This window comes from Tardiphaga sp. 839_C3_N1_4, from assembly GCF_051811045.1.
GTDB lineage: Bacteria > Pseudomonadota > Alphaproteobacteria > Rhizobiales > Xanthobacteraceae > Tardiphaga.
On sequence record NZ_JBPWQD010000001.1, the window covers coordinates 5,369,840 to 5,387,918 of the forward strand.

Sequence of the window (18,079 nt, forward strand, 5' to 3'; positions counted from 1 at the left end):
CGACGCGAATGTCGTCCTTCTGAATTAGCTGAGTGCGATAGAGTGTGACCCCGCTAAAAAGCAATCCAGCAACGCCGACTGCCCAACCTGCCCCAATCCAACCAGTGTTTTTTGTGCGGCTTATCTGCTGATGTCTCCGGAGCTGCGTTCGTCATTCCTCAGCAGCCGCCTGCGAACAGAGGGTCGGGGCTTTGAGATGACGTTCAACATGCGCGGTGCGCGCCGTAAACAGATCCAAGGTCGGTACCGTCAACCGGGATCGTTCGCGTCCAGCGCTGCTGTGTGAGCTTGGCCTCGTCGCATGATCGCCCACCCAGCGAGGGTTGCAGCCAGAATAAGCGCATACTTCTGCACTCCTTCATTCCGTTTCCGAGCACGAGACGAGCTTAAGCTCGCCACTGCTGTTGCAGGCGATAGATCGTCGACCGACGGCGGATCGCTAATTGCAACTCGCAATCTGCTCGCCAACGGGACAATGCGCTTTGCCGGTCGCTTCAAACGGTAGATCGCAAGAGCGACGCAGAGGATGGCGATGATGGTTAGCTGGCCGCCTAGCGCCACAAAGGCATAAAAAAGGCCGTATCGAAGTTCGATCCATCGGAAGGCTGCGGTCGCGCCTACGAGCAGCGCAGAGATCAGAAAGATGCCGGCCGCCGCAAACAGCCCGGCGGCGACAGCGTAAGAGACCGCGGTCGCTCCGGTGTTTTCCACTCGATCGTGCACGTAGGCCTGAGCAGCTCGTTTAGCTCGGTCATATTTCCGCGCTGGTCCTTCACCCCTCATTACCAACGCCTCGTCGACGCCCGGCCGATCAGAAACGCAACGCACATTGCGGCTAAGGGCGCCTGACGGACAACCTTGCTCAAAGTGTCGAGCGCGTTCCCCAGCTTCCTGCCTTCTTCGATCGCGCCCCTAATGGTGGTCGTCGCGAATTTGACGCCGTCAGTTACGGCGGTCCGGATATCCGATACCTGCCCGCTTATGGAGGGTGTTTGTTCATCGGTCATGGTGCGTGCTCACCTAGCATTAGCGGACGAAGCGACGAGGGGGAGGGATTTGCCTTAGGCAATCACGCCCGTCTGCGAGAGTTGACTTCGAAGCCAACCCGTAAAGCGCCTCGTATGAGAAATGCTCAACGGGACCGCGGCGTCGGAGTTCCCAGCAAGTTCGGAAACCTCGACGAGGTCGACGGCCATAACCCGGCGCGCCCAAAAGCGTCTCTCGGGTCAACGCTTGCGTCGGAATGGAACCTTGCATCAAATCGATCATTTTTCATGCCTTACTGCTTTTTTCAGGGATACCGCCATGCACAAAGTCACCTTCGCCGCCGCGACCGTCCTATCACTCGCGCTCGGCGCTACGAACGTCTTCGCACAGTCAGTCGGGGAAAAGACGGGCGTGAACTCCGTCCTAGGTGTGGCACCGACCACTGCCGACTTCGTCAAGGAGGCCGCCCTCAGCGACCTGACTGAGATAGCGACCAGTAAGCTCGCGCAAGAGCGCGGCGATGCGGATGCCAAGACATTCGCGTCCCAGATGATCACGGACCACACCAAGACATCCGAAGAGCTGAAGGCCCTGGTTGGCGGCGACTTGAAGGCGGCGCTGCCAACGGCCCTTGACGAAACGCATCAGAAGAAAGTGGAGAAGCTAAAGGACGCCAAAGCGGACAGTTTCACGTCCGACTACGCCTCGATGCAGGTCAGCGCTCACAAGGACGCCGTGTCGCTCTTCGAGCGCTATGCCAAGGGCGGCGAAGATCCAAAACTCAAGGATTGGGCCGGTAAGACGCTCCCCCACCTTCAGCATCATCTCGAGATGGCGCAGAATCTGAACAAAAAGAAGTAGCTGGAGACAAGGTGGGACTGGCATCTTATTACGAGGTGATCGCAAGCGGGTCCAGTTGGGGCGTGCTCCATGACGGAAACGTGGAAGGTACCTTCGAAACGAAGGAAGCGGCTTTTGAGCCCACGGTCTCCGCCGCATCACTTGCCATTCGACAGGGGCATGAGGTTCGCGTGACCGCGCCGAGCAGAGACGCTGGTAACAAGACAACATTGGGCGGCGAGACTAATTAGGGCAGTTGTACCATGGGTCAGGAAATCGTCTTCGGGATCGGAGCCTTATTGCTTCTCTCCGCTCTGATTTTCGGTGTGCTGCAGTACCAGCGTCGCAATAAGGCGGCGGTACGCGAAGGCGACAAGATCGTTGCCGATAGATATCGCAACGACGAGACCTAGTCAGACCCGTCGGCGTTTCGCCTTCGCTTTGGCATCGACACATTGTCATCATCATAAATCGGCTACCGCTATCAGCGTTTTCAGCCGCAATTATCGAGAGACACATAGGGACTCGGCGAGACCGCATGGGCCAAGACACCAAGGAACGATGGCCTGAACGGCTATGGATCGTGCGTCACGGGGAGAGCGCGGGAAACGTTGCGCGCGACGCCGCTCATGAGGCAGGGCTGGCGGATATCGCCATCGAGCTGCGGGACGTAGACGTCCCGCTCAGTGCGTTGGGCGAACGGCAAGCGGAGGCGTTGGGGCGTTGGTTTGCAGAGTTGCGGGGTGAAGATCGCCCGAGTGTCGTACTCAGCTCTCCATATCTTCGCGCACAGCAAACCTCGGAGATTATTCTAAGGGCAGCTGGGGAGGCTGAACGCGCTGTAACGATCATCCACGACGAGAGATTGCGCGAAAGGGAATTCGGCGTTCTGGACCGTCTCACAAAAATGGGCATCGAACAGCGCTACCCCGAGGAGGCCAGACGGCGTGCCCTGATGGGGAAGTTCTATTATCGGCCGCCAGCTGGTGAAAGCTGGGCGGACGTCGTGTTGAGGCTTCGAAGCGTCCTCGATTCCGTAAGCCTGCATTACGCCGGGGAACGCGTCCTAATTGTTGCTCATCAGGTCGTCGTCCTCTGCCTGCGATACCTCTTGGAAAACATGGACGAGAGCACGATCCTTTCGATCGATAAGGAAGGCGACGTCGCAAATTGTTCGATAACCGAGTTCGGACCGGGCCAAGACGGTGAAAGCTCGATGCGCTTAGTCCGGTACAACTTTGTCGCGCCGCTGAAACGTCAAGGCGCACCCGTCACACTGGAGCCGGACGATAGCGGAGCGGCGAGATGAAGCTCTACCGGGACTTATCGGAAGACTACCTGCGTGCGCATCCGCTCCCGTCTCACGAAAACGGGAACGGCAAGGAAGCTCGAGGCCGCGTCCTCGTGGTTTCAGGCAACGCCCGCGTGCCTGGTGCGGCCATTTTGGCGGGCGTGGCTGCCTTGCGCGCAGGAGCCGGTATTCTTCAAATTGCGACGAGTGCGTCGGTTGCCCCCAACATAGGAGTGGCTGTGCCCGAGGCTATGGTCTTGGGATTTTCGGAGACTTCGCAGGGGGAGATTAAGCAATCGAATGCCACGGACATCGTCGCGCTCGCCCAGGATGTCGACGCCGTCGTGGTCGGACCGGGCATGATGGATGAAGACGCGCTCCGTCACTTTGTGAGGTTGCTGCTTGCGACGCCGACGAAGGCGCGCATCGTCCTGGACGCTGCTGCGTTCACCTGCATGGGCGATCCTTCGCCGGACTTTCGCCAAGACTTGCAGGGAGCGATCGTCACGCCGCACGCTGGCGAAATGGCCCGCTTCCTCGGTCTCGACCGCGAGACCGTCGAACGCAACCCCCTCGAGGCCGCCCAGCACGTCGCGGTATCCGCTGGGTGCATAGTGGTGATGAAGGGAGCCGAAACTTTTGTCGTTGGCAAGGAGGTGTGGCGCTCGTGCTTTGGCTCGGTCGCATTAGCGACGTCCGGCTCTGGCGACGTCCTTGCAGGCGTTCTCGGAGGTATTCTGGCGCGCGGTGTGGATCCGACGCTGGCGGCGCTATGGGCAGTCTTTTTACACGGGGAGGCGGGCAGGCGCCTCGGTCTCCGACATGGCAACGTCGGAGCGTTAGCAAGAGAATTGCCGGCGGAGATTCCGCGGCTGATGTCAGGATCCGAGGTGACGTCGGCTTAAGCCGACCCGCCATCGTACGGTGCTCATCACGAACGGCGTAAAGTGGGCCGCGGATTTACTAATGGAAGCACACGCAATCGAACCATGTCTCAAGCACGCCTATAAGCGCTTGCGGCATAGCCATCAGCCATTGACTATGCGCTATCCCTCGCGGAACACGCAAATTGTCTGGCAGATATCGCATCTGTGGAGAGCGTGCTCGACAGCCTAAGCGATGAATGTCCCGCTTGCTAAAGCTGCTGCCGTCGTTGACATCAGCAGTCGTTATCTTGAGCCTTTGTCCCCTAGTTAAAATTTCGTACTTAGGCCCGCTCGAGTTAGCGATAGCAAGCACGCATGGTGAAGTGATGTCGGTTGGAAGGCAGGTCTCAAATGACTGCGATCCACCGAGCGGAAGGTCACACTGGATCCCGCGTGTGGTCGGTTTTGGGATGATGGTCATGCAGGTAGGCCGCCAAACCGGAACGCATGTCGGGAGCGTTGCGAGCTGCTAGCTCGAAGATTGCTTCTTGCAGGTCGCGAGGGAGGTCTCCCCAGACCTCTATGGTCGCCTTTCCTAGAAGGCTCTCGAACAGATTCTCTCTCATCGGGGTCTCCTTTCCTGGGTAACGGCCTGCGATCGAGCATGGTTCCGCTCGACATAATCATCGGAGTTAGCGAGCGAAGCAGCGCCCGCCCGCCGCTTGAGCCAGCGTGCTCTGAACCCGAGACATCTACATTCCGATCCCACGGACTGGCTTGGGCACGGGAGAATGCCCAAGCTAGCGATCTTCACTCTTGCAAAATCGTTCCGGTTATGTTCTATGCATTCGATGGAGGATTTCCATGGACAAAGCGAAGCAGCAGGAACTTATTCGGCTCTGGTGCCAGCTTCGGAAGGCTCGCGGCCCGGCGGCCGAGGAAATTCGAATCCGGATTCTGGAGAAGTTCGGGGAGCGCAAGGATGCGGACCTTGCCGCCTGAACAGTTCAAGCGTGAGACGGAAGGCACGGCATCATCGGTCCGATCCCAATGTGATGGCAGAGATTTGAAGTCCGGCATCGTCGGATCGCTGGCGGCACTTTATATCCCATGAGCTGCCCGTATTGCCGGTGTACTACTATCTCGACCATTTCACCGAGATGCTGTCGTTTGTCGAGACGACGTACGGTTCGGTTTTGGCGGATGAGCATCGTACATTCGTGGCGCGCTTCAATGGCTTCTCGCAGGATGCGCGGTGCCTGCTGATCCGTATGATCAACCGACGCGGTACGATCTTCAACAGCGGCCACTTCAGATACGAGGAGATCAGCAACCTCGAACGGGCGCTCGCCGATTCCGGCGCCGTGGATCGCGGAAGAGGATAGGGACTGCTTCCGCGTGAAAGATGCCAACAGCTTTATGTTATGCGTCGTCCTTCACCGGGAAGACCTTCACGCTCGTAACTACCAATACGCCAACGAGTCCTTGTCGCGTGACGAGGCCCGGCGGATCGCCAACGGCATCTCGCGGCTGCCTGAGCTGATGAAACGCCCCCCGTACTGACGCTATCAGAAATCACTGGGACACAGTCGTAACTTTCATTTCGGGAGATCATTGCTGGTCATTGCTTCAGGGGAGATTTGACTATGGATGATTTGAAAAAGACCGGCACGCAGATCGCAGCAAGATCAACATGGGTGAAGAGCATGAGGTTCGGTACTGGGCCAAGCACCTCAACGTCACCAAGGAGGAGCTGCAGCGCGCAGTGGACAAGGTCGGTTCGTCGGCCGCCGCTGTTCGGAAGCAGCTTGCAGCGTGAAGCTCCTCAGTCGGCCCTGGAGCGAGGCGGAAATCGCCCGACTGCGGGAGCTTGTTCAAAAGGGAGCAACGGTTCTGCGCTGCTCGGCTGCTTTGGCCAGACCCGCGGCATCAATCCGCAGAACGGCGCGGCAGCTAGGTCTTGCGATGGCAGGTATCCGCGAGCTCAATGCCGGTAATCGCCGGAGGATTGAGGATGCCGAGAAAGACTTGCGGCCTGGGTCCCAACGGAACGACGGAAGCTGGGTCTAACCAGCTTCTCCTCTGGAACTAGCTCCAAATTCAGCCGTTTCAGCTGCGAGGTTTCAGGAGTTTGGCTCATGCATTTGTCAGTTCTCATAGAGGAGGCAATCCAGATTGCATGGGATTATCTAGAGCGGGCAGGCGAGATTGAAGACGCCCAATTCTGTAGCCACGTACTCCTAAACTCAGTGGAGACGATGGTGCGGCAAGGAGTACGGAGCCGCCTGCTGCTCTCGAACAGAGCAATAACTCACTACATGCGCGCGCTCGAAGCACGCACGCTGAACGCGGCATAAAGGCAGTGTCGATGGTAATGGGCGGAAGCCAAACCTCTATCCGACGCCAGCAGACGGCCATTGGATGGCTCGTCGATAAGTGGCTGGCTTATTGTCAGGGTGAAAAATGTCGACGGTCGAACGACGGTCTCAGGAGAAGTAAAGGGCGACGATAATCTAGGACTTGGCGTCCTCGTCATTTTTCTGCTGGTGCTGGGCTTGCCCTTAATGCTCTTGTGACGCCTAGAGCCAGGCCGCTGACAGCAGAGATACTGCGGGCGCAATAAGCGCCATAGCTGTCATCGTCATTGAAAGCACGCGTTCCGTAGCTAAGCGGATGTGCATTCATTCAGCAAGCGCGTTTTGCCAGGATCGGACATGCAGAGCAAAATCGGTCAATGGTGGACAGAGACGCATGATCAGAGGCAAGAGGCGGAACTCGCCGCCGCGCTTGCCGTCCAGCTGGCTGCAGTCGCTACGGTGAGCCTCCGATTACTGTTCGAATCTCTGTGAGCCTGAATGAAGAAGTCGCTGCGTTAGTTTCGACAAAAGGCCGCAAATCCCACTCGTTGCCGTTGGAAGCCAAGCGAAGCCGCCGTGATTGAGCCGTAAATTTATTTTCGGCTTTGGATTTCGGATAACTCTCGGGTTGCCAGAGTATTCACGGATGGAGGTGTATTTGAAAGAAGATGATGCGGATGCCGCGGGGGCAACCGCTTTTGCGTTATACAACAGCCTATTTGGCTGATTTCGTCTTTCTGGTTTTCTTGGCAGTTTTCTTCTTCGCAGCATTCATGTTGTCCACGAGGCTGGGGTACTTGCGGCCTGCTTTCTTGGCTGCTTTTTTTGCCTTTGCCTTCTTTGCTGGGGACAGCTTAGTGGACTTCTTGCCAGTCTTCTTCTTCGGATTGGGCTTATCCCAAGGTGCTTTCTTTGCCTTCTTCGCCATTGCGTCTCCTCCGTTGCACAATCGGCAACGAGAGGAATGCGCGGCGGTTCCTTATTCGGCTTACAGCATATCAACCTTCGCCTCGCCCTTGCGTATCGATGTTGCGGGCAGTGATGAAGTGATCGTCAGCTTGTCGTGCCGTATAATGGCAGCAAATCTCCCACACACCTAAGCAATCGGCACCTTCCATAGCTTGGCGAGGCGCCGGATCTCGTAAAACGGGAACTTCGCGGAGGCGGATGCATTGCTCTATCACTCGCTTAGCGAGGCCAATCTCAAACCTTTTAGGAAAATGAAATGATCCTCCCAACGGATACTATCGTCGCTGTCGCCGACGGTGAAAAGCTGAACCTTTTTCGCAATGTGGGCACGGAAACTGAAATGAGCCTGGTCGCTGCTCCCGGTGAAGATGTTGAGCCGGTCAGCGGTAGCGGTGGACAGAATAGCAGCTCCGCCAACCCCGATCAGAGTCGGGCGGAAGAAGACGGTTTTGCATCCGGGATCATCGAAATGCTGAATGCTCAGGTGCTAACGAAGAAGTTCAGCAATATCGTGATCATCGCTGCTCCAAAGACGCTTGGTGAGATGCGCAAACATTACCACAAAAAGCTCGATGAGGCTCTGGTGGGCGAAATCGCCAAGGACCTGACTGGTCACTCGATAGCGGATATCGAGAAGACGATACTTGCAGCGTAGTCTTTAATGCTCTCCCGCGAGCCGCCGGTGCCCGCCGGGGGAGATGGTCTTGAGTAGCTTTGCTCCTCCGAAACAGGATGCGGCCGAGGCGTTGCGTGGAACGATGCACGTTGAACTGACGACCCGCTCTAATGCCACAGCCGCCCCGATCGCGCCACCGACGCGGCATCTATACTACTGCGAAGCCGAGCATCTTGAGCAACCCTGACACTTGGCATCGCCCTAATTTGGAGCATCTACGTCGTCTTGTGGGTAGGCTAGTGGGGCGGCGCCGAGAGCATGATCGACAGATCGATTTTTCGTATACCCTCGGCCTTGGTAAGTGCCGTCAGTCTGCGATGACCATGAGCAACAGTTATTTGCAACCTACTAGTGAGTTTGGAAAGCCAGGGAGCAATCATATGAAGTCTCCGGTAGCCAAGAGGTCCATTGTCATCGGCGGTCATAAGACCAGCGTAAGTTTGGAAGAGGCGTTTTGGAGCAGCATGAAGGAGATCGCCGGTGCGCGCCGCATCACGCTTTCGGATCTAGTAAGCGAGATAGATCGCAAGAGGGATCAGGGAAATTTGTCGTTGGCCATTCGGCTTCAGGTTCTCGCGCATTATCGCGATCAGATGCCGCCGTCTGATCCGCCCGCCAGCCGTCTGATGACCCGAAGTTTGCCGTAGCCGCGGCCGAGTCGCCCTTGCGCCGGACAAGGCCGTCGCGATCCAGTATCTCAAGGATGCGCTTGACGTCGAAGCTCAGTTTTACGATTCCGCCAAATGCGCACGCATGATGAGGCGACCCAGCGCCCGTTGGACTCGGCGCCGAGGCTCACCAGCGGCCGCTGAGGAAAGCCGCCGGCTTCGTAAAAAATCAATGCAAAGCTAATTCGTTCCTCGGGACAATCGGCCCGACGGCGGATGGGAATCGACCGCCGGGCCGCCTCACCGAGCTCAGTGCGGAATGATCCCGAGCCCGACGATCGAAAATTAGAAAGGCCCGGCGACGCTTGAGTTGGAGTGCAAGGGTGCGCCGCCGAGCCCGGGAGGCAGCCCACGACAAACTGCCGACCGCGGGAAAAATTGGAATAAACAGGTTTGGTTCCAACCAATCCGGCAACGAAAACGGCCCGACGCTCAACCGAATCCATGAGCGCCGGGCCTAGCCTAAGCGTGGCTTCTGGATTCACGCCGACAATCGACCTCTAGCATTACTACCAAAGCCTGTTCTCGGCGTGCGTTTTGCTGTGCGCATTTCTCATCTCACCGGCAACTGCTCAGAACTTCTTCGAAGGCGTCGTATCCATCGACGTCACCATGACCAGAGAGGAAACCTGCATCGCCAGCCAGTATGGTGTGGGGGACGGCTATCACGGCCGCAGGACAGCGTCCGGCGGTCGGCTCAACACCTACGCTGCTGACAGCGGCGCACCGCACTAGGCGCTTCGGCAGCCATGTCACGGTGACGAACAAGGCCAACGGGCGATCGGTGCTGGTCCGAATCTCGGACCGCGGGCCGTTCATCAAAGGACGCTGCATCGACCTGTCTCGCGGAGCCGCTGATGCGATCGGGATGGGCGGGACGGCCAGGGTGACAGTCCAATTAAGAGCTTCTGGCGTGTCGCCGTAGCCACGGCCTCCGCCATCGGAATGTGTGTTTGCGCGGTGAGTCGGACTGTTTCATACAGAATGCCGACGCGTCTCACGTCGCGCGCAAGTCTCTTTGGCGGTGGAACGATCCGCCGCGCTGCGACATAATATCGGCATGAAACCGACGAAGTCCTTGAAGAAGCAGGCCGAGAAAGCCGAGTCTGCAGCGCGTCGCTCGGAGGACATCGAGCATGCCGAGCGGATGCGGAATCTTGCTGAAGCGTTCCGCGCGCAAGCGGATGCGCTGAAAGCTAAGAAGAAAAAGCAGAAGGCTAACAAATAGCCTTCTGCTCAATTCCGGCCCGGCTTAGTCAGCCAATTTCTCAGAGATGATTACGCCAGTCTTCGGGTCGGCGTGAAAGTCCATCTTCTTGCCGTTCTTGATGCCTTCACCTTCCCACCGGCCATCGTCGGCCTCGAGCTTGGAAATCAACGAGTAGCCCGACTGAAGCACCTTCGCGATCACTTGCTCCATTGGCATCCAATCCGGCCCAGGGTGGTCAGCTCGCGCTATGGTGAAGGCACCCATCAGCACCGAGCCGCAGAGAGCGAACGCAGCTAATCTATTCATTCTAAGCCTCCCATATGTTTTCGGCTCAATCCGATAGGGGCGAACGCAAGCTACCATCGCCATCCGCAACGACGACGCCCGCGATGCCACCAACACACCCAGCGGCGCCCGCGCCGCGACCACCGTCTTCCGCGGCGGGGGCCATGTCTGGGTGGGCCGGGAGGCCCGCCCCACTGTGCTGGCGTCGTGCGATGCCGCTCAGGCCTCCCGAGATCGGGAGCGATCGGTATCGCCTCTGCGATATTGATAAGCTGCGTGCCAGCTGCACCTATGGCAGTGACTGCGATCACATTGCTCGCCAAACGGAGGAAATGCCGGCGGTCGGGACTTTCGATCATACTTGCCTCCTCTGCGTAGCCCATTGCTGTGACGGCAGCTTAAAAATCGCCTCGTGGAACGGCATCGGTTGAAACCCTAGTTGACTATTAAGGTGTTGGCGGCGCCGGAAGGGAGGGCCTGTTTCGAAAGGACTCGAAATGCCAGAGCTATGCTGAATGCCAGCAAGAAAATTCGTCCGGGCTGCGGCCCGCCATCAGGCCCGAGAGGTGACCGGATGACCCCGTCCTGTTTATCTCTGTAAACTCGCCCGGCGCCAGCGATGGAGGCCGGTTGAGAGCAGGCAGCGCGGCTTTATTGTTCATTAAGTAACTTCGCCCACTGTTTCGGACGACGGCTATAGGCTTTGGCGAGCATGGCCGTCGAAGCCGCCCGGCCGCGACCGGGCGGCTTTTCTTTTTTCAGCCAGCCTTGGCGTCTCGGAACCTTCGTGGCTAGCGAAGGTTGATAGGTAGTATCCGGACAATCAGTGGAATAATGCATGGGGCCTCTAAAGGGGCGCCAGCTAGAAAGGCGTTTCGTGTTTTCACAAGTTCGGAGAGCAGCCGCGTTTTCCGCGGTCGATGTGGAGCAAGTGCTCCGTCCGCTAGAAAGCCGCTGGGATAAACATATCGCGGCTGATCTCATTTCGGAGATGGAACCTTACCTAGGCAAGGTCAGTAGTCTGCCGGAACTGCGTACTGCACTCGCGATCAAAGGCTATCGCGGGCTTCAAAGCCGAATTGAAAGCTCGGTTAGCCAATTGTCTGGGACTGCAGCATTGCGTGCGATGGCACACGCGATGAGGGGATTTGCTCTAGCTAATCCGGGCTTGGCTGCGGCGTCATTTCGCAGCCTAGATGTAACCTCTCCAGAATGGGAGGTTTCTGGTCATGCGCTCGCCAGAACGGTCGTGGAGGTTTTTGCTTCCTGCGGAATCCATGATGATAAGGCAATTAGCGGTGCGCTCATAATGCGAAGTTTGGTTCGAGGCTTCGTCGTAAATGAAATGTCGTCCTCGAACCATTCGCTAGATTTCCAGCGCAGCTTCTCAGTTGCCATCGAAATGTTTATAGCAGGCCTGGGCGAGTTGCGGCTCGATAAAACCTCTGCAGAGGAAGCGATCGGATAATCTTTCGTCTATCTCTCACTTCATGAATCCGATCATGAAAGCGATGGTAAGATAGGCGGCCCCGATCACGGCCGCCGTCACTGCAAGAGCGAGCAAAATTCTCCAAACCTGAAACGGTCCGATTTCATCTTTCACCTATCCCTCACCAGCTTGGGCCGGTTGCGCCACTTCTGGTCTTTGTCGACCGAGTGGTAGACCGGCTCAACTTTCGGAAACAGCGCCTGCATCATGCCAAGGCGGGCGAACTCAATCGGGCCGCCCTTGTCAGCGGCCTCGATTAGGCACCGCGTCGCAGTCTGCCAGGCTGGTTCAAGGTGTCGTTTGGCGGGCAGGTTGGAGATGTAATTGCCGGCATCCCGGAGCGTCATTAGTCGTTCCCCATCGGGGGGAATGATGGGATCTGGAAACCGGGCAGACCAGGACACAACGCAACTCCGCAACTGAACGGCGGATTCAAGCGGTCTGATTAGAATTGGTTCCGGCCAGCGTGCGTCCTCAACGCAACCCGAGCGAAGCGGCTGGAAACTGAAGCTCAGCGCTCATCTCAGTTCGATCTGACGGAGCGCAGTTGGGTCCCCACACGATGTAGCCGCCGCTGCCATCCATCTCAATAAAGCCGCCTGCGATGAGATGATCCCGGCCAAGGGTATATTCGGCCACGTTGGCCTTGTCCCTATTGAGAAAAGTCGCGTTCCATGCACCTATCGGGATCATGCCTCGCCCGTCAGCGCCGATCGCCTTTGCGATCTCAAATAGTCTTGCGGCTGCGGCTTCAGGCTTGGCGTAGGGGCGGTCTTTGGCGAATTTCTCGGACGACTTGTTCATATAGCCGTTCGATCCGATTCCGAACTCGGCGGTCAAGGCTTGACGATGTTCTCTAAATGTTCTTATTTGGATCATGGCCGAGACCTACGGCAATTGGCCGTTTCAGATCGCTATTCCTGACGACGAAAAGACTTGCGTTAAGGCCGCGAGCTTCTGTTCACGGAAGCTGTTGTCGCTGCGCGTGCGCGGCGCAAGTGTGATGCATGGCGACAAGCGGTGGGCTGTTTTCTGCTTCGCTTACCATCGAGATGCCGAGACCCTGCGTCATGCGTTCGACGGCAGATGGGTGCACGCGCATTTGTGGCGACCATCAAATTATAGAGAGACGAAATGATTTCGCAGTGGTCACGGGATGAGCGTCGGCGGCGCCGAGAGGAAGAGGCGGCCAAGCCACATCCGCACCACGTAATAATGCTTGAGCTGATGCGCCAACTTCGACCGCACACATATGGTGCGATCTATGACCACGCACTGTGTTGCTGCTCGCGCATTGCAGAAGGCTCTCGACGAGATGGCGGGCGCGATCACCGGTGACGTGCAGTATTTTCACGCAAAGCCTCACAGTCTTTGCGTCGGATTCCGGGAGCCGCGGAAGGATTGAAAATACGAAGTAGGCCCGCCTTTGGGACCCCGTAACTTTCCGCGCCGTCGGTCCCGGCTTGGAGTAGAATGCCTCTTCGCAAGCTGCGCGTGGCCAGCAATCGAGAGACAAAATGTTTCAGTTCGAGCTACTTACGAAACGCGATTGGACAGTCGTCGCGGTGTCTTTCGTCGCGGCTGTTTGTTTTTTGGTGTTTGGCGTGAACTGGTTCTTCCACTATTTGGCATCGCCCGGATAGGCGCATCAGTGGATCTTCCGGTATCCAGCTTCGGTCAGTTTGACTTGGTCATTCACGACCTCAACAAATCCCAGCTCCAACAGCTCACTCAGCTGATCTTCCGTGATCGGCGACATCTTTAGCCGGCCGGCGTAGATGTCGCGGAGCGTCCAGTCGAGCTCGATAGCGTCCTTCCAGTTTCGCATCCCTCTCCACAGCTTTCCAAAATCGTGGTTGGCCAGCCGAATCGCGGGGCCACAAGTAAGAGACCGCCGGCATTCTCGCTCGGCGGTCACCGGAACTACTCAAAATCGATCGGTACTAAAAAACTCTCATCTCCGGTAGCTTCGATAAGATCACATATGTCGCAATCTATTAAATGCCGAGGTCGGCTTCTCATTGGTTGAGAGCTTTGCGGGGTCGGCAGCCCTCGCTGATTGACGCTGGACTACGCGTGACCTGCAGACCTCTTTGTCTTATGGTACCTCTGGGGAGACCTTACCGGGGCCGGTAAGATGCCATGCCAACCTATCTCGTTCGAATAATAGAGACCCGCGACCTCGTCGGGGTCTTCTCCGCCGACAACATCCATCAGCTCATTATCATCGTCGACGAATGCACGGAGCCAGATGAGTGTGAGTACACGCGCATGACCCGGCGGCATCATGTGGACAAGCCCGGCGATACCGATCCCCATAGCGATCCCCCAGGATGACGACGGCGGGGAGCCAGATCCGATGCCGTGGGGTGACGCCAGCGTTACTGAGTCCTGGTGGGACTACTTCTACGGATACGCCGCCTATCGCTGGAAGCGGTTCTTTCCTGACGATCCGCCGAAGCCTAAACAGCCAGTACTGCCGCAGCGGCCGGGGCCAGGGCATGTGGTGCCGTTTAAGAAGAAGCGGGAATGAGGAACTTTCTTATTTGATCGCGCGTTTTTTAAACGAACGAGACTGTGTATCAGCCGCCTTATAACTTCGGAGATTGCGCAAACTCTTCAGTTGTATTTTTCTTACCGTCATCGTGCAGGAGGCGCGGATGCAGGAAAGAGCTACAATTGTCGAAGGCGAGATTGACGTCGAACAAGTTGTTCGGAACTATGAACGTTCAATCTGCGAGGCGCTGAATCAGATGGAAGTTGCCGAAGTTCGCCAGCTCGTATTGGAGATAGAAGACAGGCTCGACAAGTCGGGAAGTTCCGCTTCGCCTATGCGACGACAGGCGGCGGAAGTGCTTCGGCGGGCGAGAAGACTTCCAGTAGGGCTGGACCGGAACGAGCTTCGACAGATCGCGCACGCATTGCTCTGGCTCGAAGAGAAGGGCCTGAGCCTAAAGGCCCTTCGCCGGGTGGTGGACCGATGAAAGTCAGAGCCAATGCAGGCCTGACCGTGCTATGCCTCCCTGGGACAGGGGCGCCGAATGCTGCATCGAACGGTTGAGTATGATGTCAAAGAGATCCAGCCCGGCCTTTGGCGCTGGAATATCTATCCTGGAAATCGCACCGTGCAGGGACCAGTGAAGTTTCGCTCACGCGAACTAGCTGTTGAGGCCTGCCGGGGCGAGATCAACGATGGCATCGAGCGGACGCGAATCTATGGCGGTGCCTACCGGACCAGCCGTCGCCCGCCAGGAAAGCACTTGTAGTTGGGTCCATGTTCTTGCCTGCATGACGTGTACTCATCAGCCACGAAGAAGCCGGCCATCAGTACAATCAAGATCAGACAAGCTATGGCTATTCGAGGACTCATCGTAGGGCTGGACCCGGCTGCATTTTGCTAAAGATTTTCCGCCAGCTGTTGCTGCGCGCTGCGGTTCAATGGGATGGGCTCGCGAGGATCCGACCACAACCATCCACATCCTTCCAGGACGGCCGCCAGAACGGCGGTCGCGGCGGGGCCCAGTAGAAAAACGCTTAGGCTCAGGCCGACCAGCACGACGCAGATGATCGCCGCCGCGGTTGTAGGGCTACCCCATAGACCTTCTTGCCGGATCAACCATGCAATCATCGAGATCCCTGAGTGTTGCCGCTATTCCAACTAGGCAGGACGAGCTTAAAAAAAACCAAATCACTAGGGGTATATCAATCCCCATACCCGCTTTAATTGCATCACGTTCGTGCACTCGGGCCGGAGGTGGAAGTCCCAAAAACAGGACCAGCTTCAGGATCAGCTTGCGCGAGGGAAAGTGGTGATAACTCAGTAAGTTCGGCTCGGAGCAGAGACGCTGCCGGAGTCACACCGACGCCCCTGTCCCTCACACCAGGAATGGCGCGAATGGAAAGACGTCCTCTCCCAGAATGCACACGGTGTCGGCGCCCAATGAACTTCGACGCGCGCACCGGCAAATTTGTTTGCTTGAAATGCGAAGCGAGCGAAGGGTGAGGGTGACCCAGAAAAGCGAAAGCCCCGTCGGGGGAACGGGGCTCTCTACAGTCTTGGGGGACATTGTGGGCGTTGGGCCACCCACGCTGAGTAGACGTCCGGTCGCGGGAAAGGTTCAGTCATGCGACGAAATGGCCTTATGGCTGGGCGACGGGTGCCCATCCAGGCTTCCAACTCTCGATGATGCCAAACTGTTTCCAAGCGGCCTGTTAACGCCTTTGGGCGGGTAGCCGTGGGGAGGTTCGCCGAAGGCGGACGGGCGTCCAATAAATCAGTTGGCTCTGCCGATAACCGGCTCGATGGCGAGCGCCGTCGGAGGCGTGATTTCAAGCTGGTCTGCTCTTTGCCGGTACTCGGCGGAAAGGGTGTTCAGCCGGTCAATAGTCAGGCTGTCTCCCACGGTACGAGCGAGCCGTTCGGCTGTCGCTGCCTTATCGCGCAGACTCTTGATGTCGGTCATTGGTGTTCCCCCAATCGCTAATACAATTTGAGGCAAATGGTTCCGTTCCGCTGCATCCGCGGGGACTAAAATCATGGTTAGTAAAGTCTGAACGTTGACGGATGGGCAAAAGGCCCTGCTGAGGGGGGCAGCAAGGCCTTTCGCGCCGGGAGCCCTGGAAGGCTCGACCGTCAGAGATTCCCAAATAGGCGCGCGCGGTCTGATTGCAAGATGGGGCAGGCTGCAGCCGAAACACCGGCGGACGGGCTTCCAGAAACCAGATGACGGCGGCGCCAAAGGCAAGCTGTCCGGCAATAAGAATGACGGCGCCCGTCACCCACCACTTCTCCTGATGCTCAATCGGGTTGGTATTTGTGTTGCTGAAGTAATCCAGCAAGAGCCGGTCATCGCGCATGGTCGCCCCCATCGTTGAAGCGACTGAATCCGATTTGGAGATTCGCCGTCAAGTCAGTGGATGGTGTCGGAAGGCTTCGGGCGCCACGCCCGATCAATCTCCCGCTGCTCCTGCGCGTACTCCATGATGATGTCGCACAAGGCTCTGTAATACCCCTCGTGGGGCACGTCGTTCTTCACCGCCCTGATAATTTTGACAATGACCGCAACGTGGTCGGGGATGTCGTCTTCCATGAATGCCTCCTTGGCCCACCATGGCGTCAACCCTTGGACTCCGCGTCAACAACGGGGGCACGGCAATCGGCTTTCCGGTCTCTTCCTCAGTGCTGCATGGCTGAATGGTGTAGCCGTCACGGACTGCGCTGCATCAAACGTCTTACAGGACCGCCCGGAACTAAGCCTAAAATTGCGCGCTATTCGAGAAATGGAAAAGGAGGCATCCATGTTTGTCGAAGAGTTGGTTGAGTTGCCTGCTTCTAGTTCGTTGCCCCTCGTGACAGTCGCGTTTGACAAAAGAACTGTGCTCGAAATGGAAATCGCGCTGACAAAAGCGTGCGAGACCTTACCTCGCTGCCTGGACAGTCACGAAAACCGCTGCGTCATCGCCAAGAGGATTCTACGCCGCGTCAACGACGGAGAACGGACCTTCGGCGGTATGGCAGCCGCGGGGATGGCGGCAGTTGAAGAGCTACGGCGTCGGCAGCAACAGGTTTGAGCTAAGCGGGATGCCCGGAGCGGCTGGCCCTGAATGTAAGATGGAGCGTGGTCGGTCCGTCCAACACTGTGGGCTTCTCTCGATGACACCGCAGGCAGCTCCGGAACGAATGACAGTTTCTCCCGTTTTTATCGAAACTCAAACGCGAGGAGAGCCATCATGGCAAACGAAACGAGCAATCTCATCAGCAGCGAGAAGGTGGAAGGCACCGCCGTCTATGGTCCAGACAGCGAGAAGATCGGCTCTATTGAAAGCGTAATGATCGACAAAGTCAGCGGCAAAGTCGCCTATGCCGTGCTGAGCTTCGGCGGCTTCCTTGGAATGGGCGATGAGCACTATCCGCTCCCTTGGCAGACGCTGAAGTACGACACCAATCTTGAGGGTTACGTTACCAACGTGACGAAGGCTCAGCTCGAGGGTGCGCCGAAATACGCCCATGACAGCGACTGGGACTGGTCGGACACCAACCGGGCTCGCTCACTAAATGATTACTACGGCACTCCTTGGGTCTAGCTCCTGGATCGCGGCGCGTTATGGCTTTTTGATCTTAAAGCCAGAAACTATTCTACTTTGGCTGAATTGTCTGACGCATACGCCGGGTGACAACCGGCCAAAACGGGGATGATGGACGCGGCGGTTTTGCCGGTTTCTCGTCGCGACAGCAACGCATTGGTACGCGTGGCAATCTAACCCGTTCCCGGCGTATGCGCTTTAGTACTTCGCTCGATTCGCTGCAGAAGCGTAATGCTCATAGTCGTACTAGGAAAATGCCAGCAGCCGCGACGGCGATGATCCAGGCAGCCAGCACAGCGATTGGCGCGATCCTTGGGTGGGGATTAGAATTCTGCATGGGCGGAGCTCACAGAAACG

At 57.4% G+C, this 18,079-nt stretch carries 25 protein-coding genes and 1 pseudogene; 17 read left to right on the forward strand and 9 right to left on the reverse strand.

Going from position 1 to position 18,079, the window contains the following annotated elements; all coding sequences use genetic code 11:
- Positions 1-249 precede the first annotated feature (249 nt).
- Positions 250-711, reverse strand: a complete 462-nt coding sequence (locus AB8A38_RS25670; RefSeq protein WP_309948610.1) for a phage holin family protein — start codon at positions 709-711, stop codon at positions 250-252.
- A gap of 594 nt (positions 712-1,305) precedes the next feature.
- On the opposite strand from AB8A38_RS25670, the gene AB8A38_RS25675 reads away from it, so the two are divergent.
- The 4 genes from AB8A38_RS25675 to AB8A38_RS25690 all read left to right on the forward strand — a co-directional run bounded on the left by AB8A38_RS25675 (position 1,306) and on the right by AB8A38_RS25690 (position 4,023).
- Entirely contained in the window at positions 1,306-1,848 is a 543-nt protein-coding gene (locus tag AB8A38_RS25675) for a DUF4142 domain-containing protein (RefSeq protein WP_309948606.1), read from the forward strand.
- A gap of 11 nt (positions 1,849-1,859) precedes the next feature.
- Complete coding sequence (locus AB8A38_RS25680; RefSeq protein ID WP_309948603.1) at positions 1,860-2,078, forward strand: hypothetical protein; 219 nt, start codon at positions 1,860-1,862, stop codon at positions 2,076-2,078.
- 287 nt (positions 2,079-2,365) lie between these two features.
- Entirely contained in the window at positions 2,366-3,136 is a 771-nt protein-coding gene (locus tag AB8A38_RS25685; protein ID WP_309948600.1) for a histidine phosphatase family protein, read from the forward strand.
- A complete protein-coding gene (locus AB8A38_RS25690) occupies positions 3,133-4,023 on the forward strand; it encodes an NAD(P)H-hydrate dehydratase (RefSeq protein WP_309948598.1) in 891 nt (296 codons plus the stop codon). Before AB8A38_RS25685 ends, AB8A38_RS25690 begins: the two co-directional genes overlap by 4 nt.
- 398 nt (positions 4,024-4,421) lie before the next feature.
- Here the strand turns inward: AB8A38_RS25690 and AB8A38_RS25695 are convergent, their stop codons facing one another.
- Positions 4,422-4,610, reverse strand: coding sequence for a hypothetical protein (locus tag AB8A38_RS25695; RefSeq protein WP_309948596.1), 189 nt, complete (start codon positions 4,608-4,610; stop codon positions 4,422-4,424).
- 238 nt (positions 4,611-4,848) lie between these two features.
- On the opposite strand from AB8A38_RS25695, the gene AB8A38_RS25700 reads away from it, so the two are divergent.
- The 3 genes from AB8A38_RS25700 to AB8A38_RS25710 all read left to right on the forward strand — a co-directional run bounded on the left by AB8A38_RS25700 (position 4,849) and on the right by AB8A38_RS25710 (position 5,803).
- Positions 4,849-4,986 (forward strand): hypothetical protein, encoded by a 138-nt coding sequence (locus AB8A38_RS25700; protein WP_309948594.1) that lies wholly within the window; start codon positions 4,849-4,851, stop codon positions 4,984-4,986.
- Between the two features lie 128 nt (positions 4,987-5,114).
- Complete coding sequence (locus AB8A38_RS25705; protein WP_439088606.1) at positions 5,115-5,369, forward strand: hypothetical protein; 255 nt, start codon at positions 5,115-5,117, stop codon at positions 5,367-5,369.
- 308 nt (positions 5,370-5,677) lie between these two features.
- Complete coding sequence (locus AB8A38_RS25710) at positions 5,678-5,803, forward strand: DUF3606 domain-containing protein (protein ID WP_439087866.1); 126 nt, start codon at positions 5,678-5,680, stop codon at positions 5,801-5,803.
- A 1,253-nt stretch (positions 5,804-7,056) separates the two neighbouring features.
- Here AB8A38_RS25710 and AB8A38_RS25715 read toward each other — a convergent pair.
- Positions 7,057-7,269 (reverse strand): hypothetical protein, encoded by a 213-nt coding sequence (locus tag AB8A38_RS25715; RefSeq protein ID WP_309948592.1) that lies wholly within the window; start codon positions 7,267-7,269, stop codon positions 7,057-7,059.
- Positions 7,270-7,566: 297 nt separating this feature from the next.
- Between AB8A38_RS25715 and AB8A38_RS25720 the strand changes: the two genes are divergently transcribed.
- The 4 genes and pseudogenes from AB8A38_RS25720 (at position 7,567) to AB8A38_RS25735 (ending at position 9,882) form a co-directional block, all read left to right on the forward strand.
- Positions 7,567-7,965: a host attachment family protein gene (locus tag AB8A38_RS25720; RefSeq protein ID WP_309948590.1), complete on the forward strand. Its 399-nt coding sequence runs from the start codon at positions 7,567-7,569 to the stop codon at positions 7,963-7,965.
- 401 nt (positions 7,966-8,366) lie between these two features.
- Entirely contained in the window at positions 8,367-8,633 is a 267-nt protein-coding gene (locus AB8A38_RS25725; RefSeq protein WP_309948588.1) for a ribbon-helix-helix domain-containing protein, read from the forward strand.
- Positions 8,634-9,266: 633 nt separating this feature from the next.
- A pseudogene (locus AB8A38_RS25730) lies at positions 9,267-9,579 on the forward strand (septal ring lytic transglycosylase RlpA family protein).
- 135 nt (positions 9,580-9,714) lie between these two features.
- Positions 9,715-9,882, forward strand: coding sequence for a hypothetical protein (locus tag AB8A38_RS25735; RefSeq protein ID WP_309948586.1), 168 nt, complete (start codon positions 9,715-9,717; stop codon positions 9,880-9,882).
- Between the two features lie 24 nt (positions 9,883-9,906).
- Here AB8A38_RS25735 and AB8A38_RS25740 read toward each other — a convergent pair whose 3' ends face one another.
- A complete protein-coding gene (locus tag AB8A38_RS25740; protein WP_309948584.1) occupies positions 9,907-10,170 on the reverse strand; it encodes a PepSY domain-containing protein in 264 nt (87 codons plus the stop codon).
- Between the two features lie 817 nt (positions 10,171-10,987).
- Between AB8A38_RS25740 and AB8A38_RS25745 the strand changes: the two genes are divergently transcribed.
- The gene (locus AB8A38_RS25745) at positions 10,988-11,617 is read left to right on the forward strand and encodes a TetR-like C-terminal domain-containing protein (RefSeq protein ID WP_309948582.1); all 630 of its coding nucleotides are present in this window, start codon (positions 10,988-10,990) and stop codon (positions 11,615-11,617) included.
- 131 nt (positions 11,618-11,748) lie between these two features.
- Here AB8A38_RS25745 and AB8A38_RS25750 read toward each other — a convergent pair whose 3' ends face one another.
- From AB8A38_RS25750 to AB8A38_RS25760, 3 genes are all read right to left on the reverse strand, one after another.
- Positions 11,749-11,985, reverse strand: a complete 237-nt coding sequence (locus AB8A38_RS25750) for a hypothetical protein (protein ID WP_439087867.1) — start codon at positions 11,983-11,985, stop codon at positions 11,749-11,751.
- Positions 11,986-12,112: 127 nt separating this feature from the next.
- Positions 12,113-12,478, reverse strand: coding sequence for a hypothetical protein (locus AB8A38_RS25755; protein ID WP_309948579.1), 366 nt, complete (start codon positions 12,476-12,478; stop codon positions 12,113-12,115).
- Positions 12,479-13,286: 808 nt separating this feature from the next.
- A complete protein-coding gene (locus tag AB8A38_RS25760) occupies positions 13,287-13,466 on the reverse strand; it encodes a hypothetical protein (protein WP_309948574.1) in 180 nt (59 codons plus the stop codon).
- A 314-nt stretch (positions 13,467-13,780) separates the two neighbouring features.
- Between AB8A38_RS25760 and AB8A38_RS25765 the strand changes: the two genes are divergently transcribed.
- The 3 genes from AB8A38_RS25765 to AB8A38_RS25775 all read left to right on the forward strand — a co-directional run bounded on the left by AB8A38_RS25765 (position 13,781) and on the right by AB8A38_RS25775 (position 14,622).
- Positions 13,781-13,975 (forward strand): hypothetical protein, encoded by a 195-nt coding sequence (locus tag AB8A38_RS25765; RefSeq protein WP_439087868.1) that lies wholly within the window; start codon positions 13,781-13,783, stop codon positions 13,973-13,975.
- Positions 13,976-13,997: 22 nt separating this feature from the next.
- The gene (locus AB8A38_RS25770; RefSeq protein WP_309948571.1) at positions 13,998-14,171 is read left to right on the forward strand and encodes a hypothetical protein; all 174 of its coding nucleotides are present in this window, start codon (positions 13,998-14,000) and stop codon (positions 14,169-14,171) included.
- Between the two features lie 73 nt (positions 14,172-14,244).
- Complete coding sequence (locus tag AB8A38_RS25775) at positions 14,245-14,622, forward strand: hypothetical protein (RefSeq protein ID WP_309948569.1); 378 nt, start codon at positions 14,245-14,247, stop codon at positions 14,620-14,622.
- Positions 14,623-15,912: 1,290 nt separating this feature from the next.
- Here the strand turns inward: AB8A38_RS25775 and AB8A38_RS25780 are convergent.
- On the reverse strand, positions 15,913-16,101 hold the full coding sequence (locus tag AB8A38_RS25780) for a hypothetical protein (RefSeq protein WP_309948568.1): 189 nt from the start codon (positions 16,099-16,101) through the stop codon (positions 15,913-15,915).
- 447 nt (positions 16,102-16,548) lie between these two features.
- Positions 16,549-16,728: a hypothetical protein gene (locus AB8A38_RS25785; RefSeq protein ID WP_309948566.1), complete on the reverse strand. Its 180-nt coding sequence runs from the start codon at positions 16,726-16,728 to the stop codon at positions 16,549-16,551.
- A 208-nt stretch (positions 16,729-16,936) separates the two neighbouring features.
- On the opposite strand from AB8A38_RS25785, the gene AB8A38_RS25790 reads away from it, so the two are divergent.
- Positions 16,937-17,209 carry a hypothetical protein gene (locus tag AB8A38_RS25790; protein ID WP_309948564.1) on the forward strand — a complete coding sequence of 91 codons (273 nt, stop codon included), beginning with the start codon at positions 16,937-16,939 and terminating at the stop codon, positions 17,207-17,209.
- Between the two features lie 159 nt (positions 17,210-17,368).
- Positions 17,369-17,722: a PRC-barrel domain-containing protein gene (locus AB8A38_RS25795; protein WP_309948562.1), complete on the forward strand. Its 354-nt coding sequence runs from the start codon at positions 17,369-17,371 to the stop codon at positions 17,720-17,722.
- The last annotated feature ends 357 nt before the right edge of the window (positions 17,723-18,079 follow it).

Coding starts and splice junctions, on each gene's coding strand:
- AB8A38_RS25700 (WP_309948594.1), top strand. CDS start 4,849: ATGGACAAAGCGAAGCAGCAGGAACTTATTCGGCTCTGGTGCCAGCTT.
- AB8A38_RS25685 (WP_309948600.1), top strand. CDS start 2,366: ATGGGCCAAGACACCAAGGAACGATGGCCTGAACGGCTATGGATCGTG.
- AB8A38_RS25760 (WP_309948574.1), bottom strand. CDS start 13,466: ATGCGAAACTGGAAGGACGCTATCGAGCTCGACTGGACGCTCCGCGAC.
- AB8A38_RS25695 (WP_309948596.1), bottom strand. CDS start 4,610: ATGAGAGAGAATCTGTTCGAGAGCCTTCTAGGAAAGGCGACCATAGAG.
- AB8A38_RS25750 (WP_439087867.1), bottom strand. CDS start 11,985: ATGACGCTCCGGGATGCCGGCAATTACATCTCCAACCTGCCCGCCAAA.
- AB8A38_RS25715 (WP_309948592.1), bottom strand. CDS start 7,269: ATGGCGAAGAAGGCAAAGAAAGCACCTTGGGATAAGCCCAATCCGAAG.
- AB8A38_RS25745 (WP_309948582.1), top strand. CDS start 10,988: ATGGGGCCTCTAAAGGGGCGCCAGCTAGAAAGGCGTTTCGTGTTTTCA.
- AB8A38_RS25795 (WP_309948562.1), top strand. CDS start 17,369: ATGGCAAACGAAACGAGCAATCTCATCAGCAGCGAGAAGGTGGAAGGC.
- AB8A38_RS25690 (WP_309948598.1), top strand. CDS start 3,133: ATGAAGCTCTACCGGGACTTATCGGAAGACTACCTGCGTGCGCATCCG.
- AB8A38_RS25720 (WP_309948590.1), top strand. CDS start 7,567: ATGATCCTCCCAACGGATACTATCGTCGCTGTCGCCGACGGTGAAAAG.
- AB8A38_RS25735 (WP_309948586.1), top strand. CDS start 9,715: ATGAAACCGACGAAGTCCTTGAAGAAGCAGGCCGAGAAAGCCGAGTCT.
- AB8A38_RS25765 (WP_439087868.1), top strand. CDS start 13,781: ATGCCAACCTATCTCGTTCGAATAATAGAGACCCGCGACCTCGTCGGG.
- AB8A38_RS25770 (WP_309948571.1), top strand. CDS start 13,998: ATGCCGTGGGGTGACGCCAGCGTTACTGAGTCCTGGTGGGACTACTTC.
- AB8A38_RS25740 (WP_309948584.1), bottom strand. CDS start 10,170: ATGAATAGATTAGCTGCGTTCGCTCTCTGCGGCTCGGTGCTGATGGGT.
- AB8A38_RS25675 (WP_309948606.1), top strand. CDS start 1,306: ATGCACAAAGTCACCTTCGCCGCCGCGACCGTCCTATCACTCGCGCTC.
- AB8A38_RS25780 (WP_309948568.1), bottom strand. CDS start 16,101: ATGACCGACATCAAGAGTCTGCGCGATAAGGCAGCGACAGCCGAACGG.
- AB8A38_RS25725 (WP_309948588.1), top strand. CDS start 8,367: ATGAAGTCTCCGGTAGCCAAGAGGTCCATTGTCATCGGCGGTCATAAG.
- AB8A38_RS25710 (WP_439087866.1), top strand. CDS start 5,678: ATGGGTGAAGAGCATGAGGTTCGGTACTGGGCCAAGCACCTCAACGTC.
- AB8A38_RS25785 (WP_309948566.1), bottom strand. CDS start 16,728: ATGGAAGACGACATCCCCGACCACGTTGCGGTCATTGTCAAAATTATC.
- AB8A38_RS25790 (WP_309948564.1), top strand. CDS start 16,937: ATGTTTGTCGAAGAGTTGGTTGAGTTGCCTGCTTCTAGTTCGTTGCCC.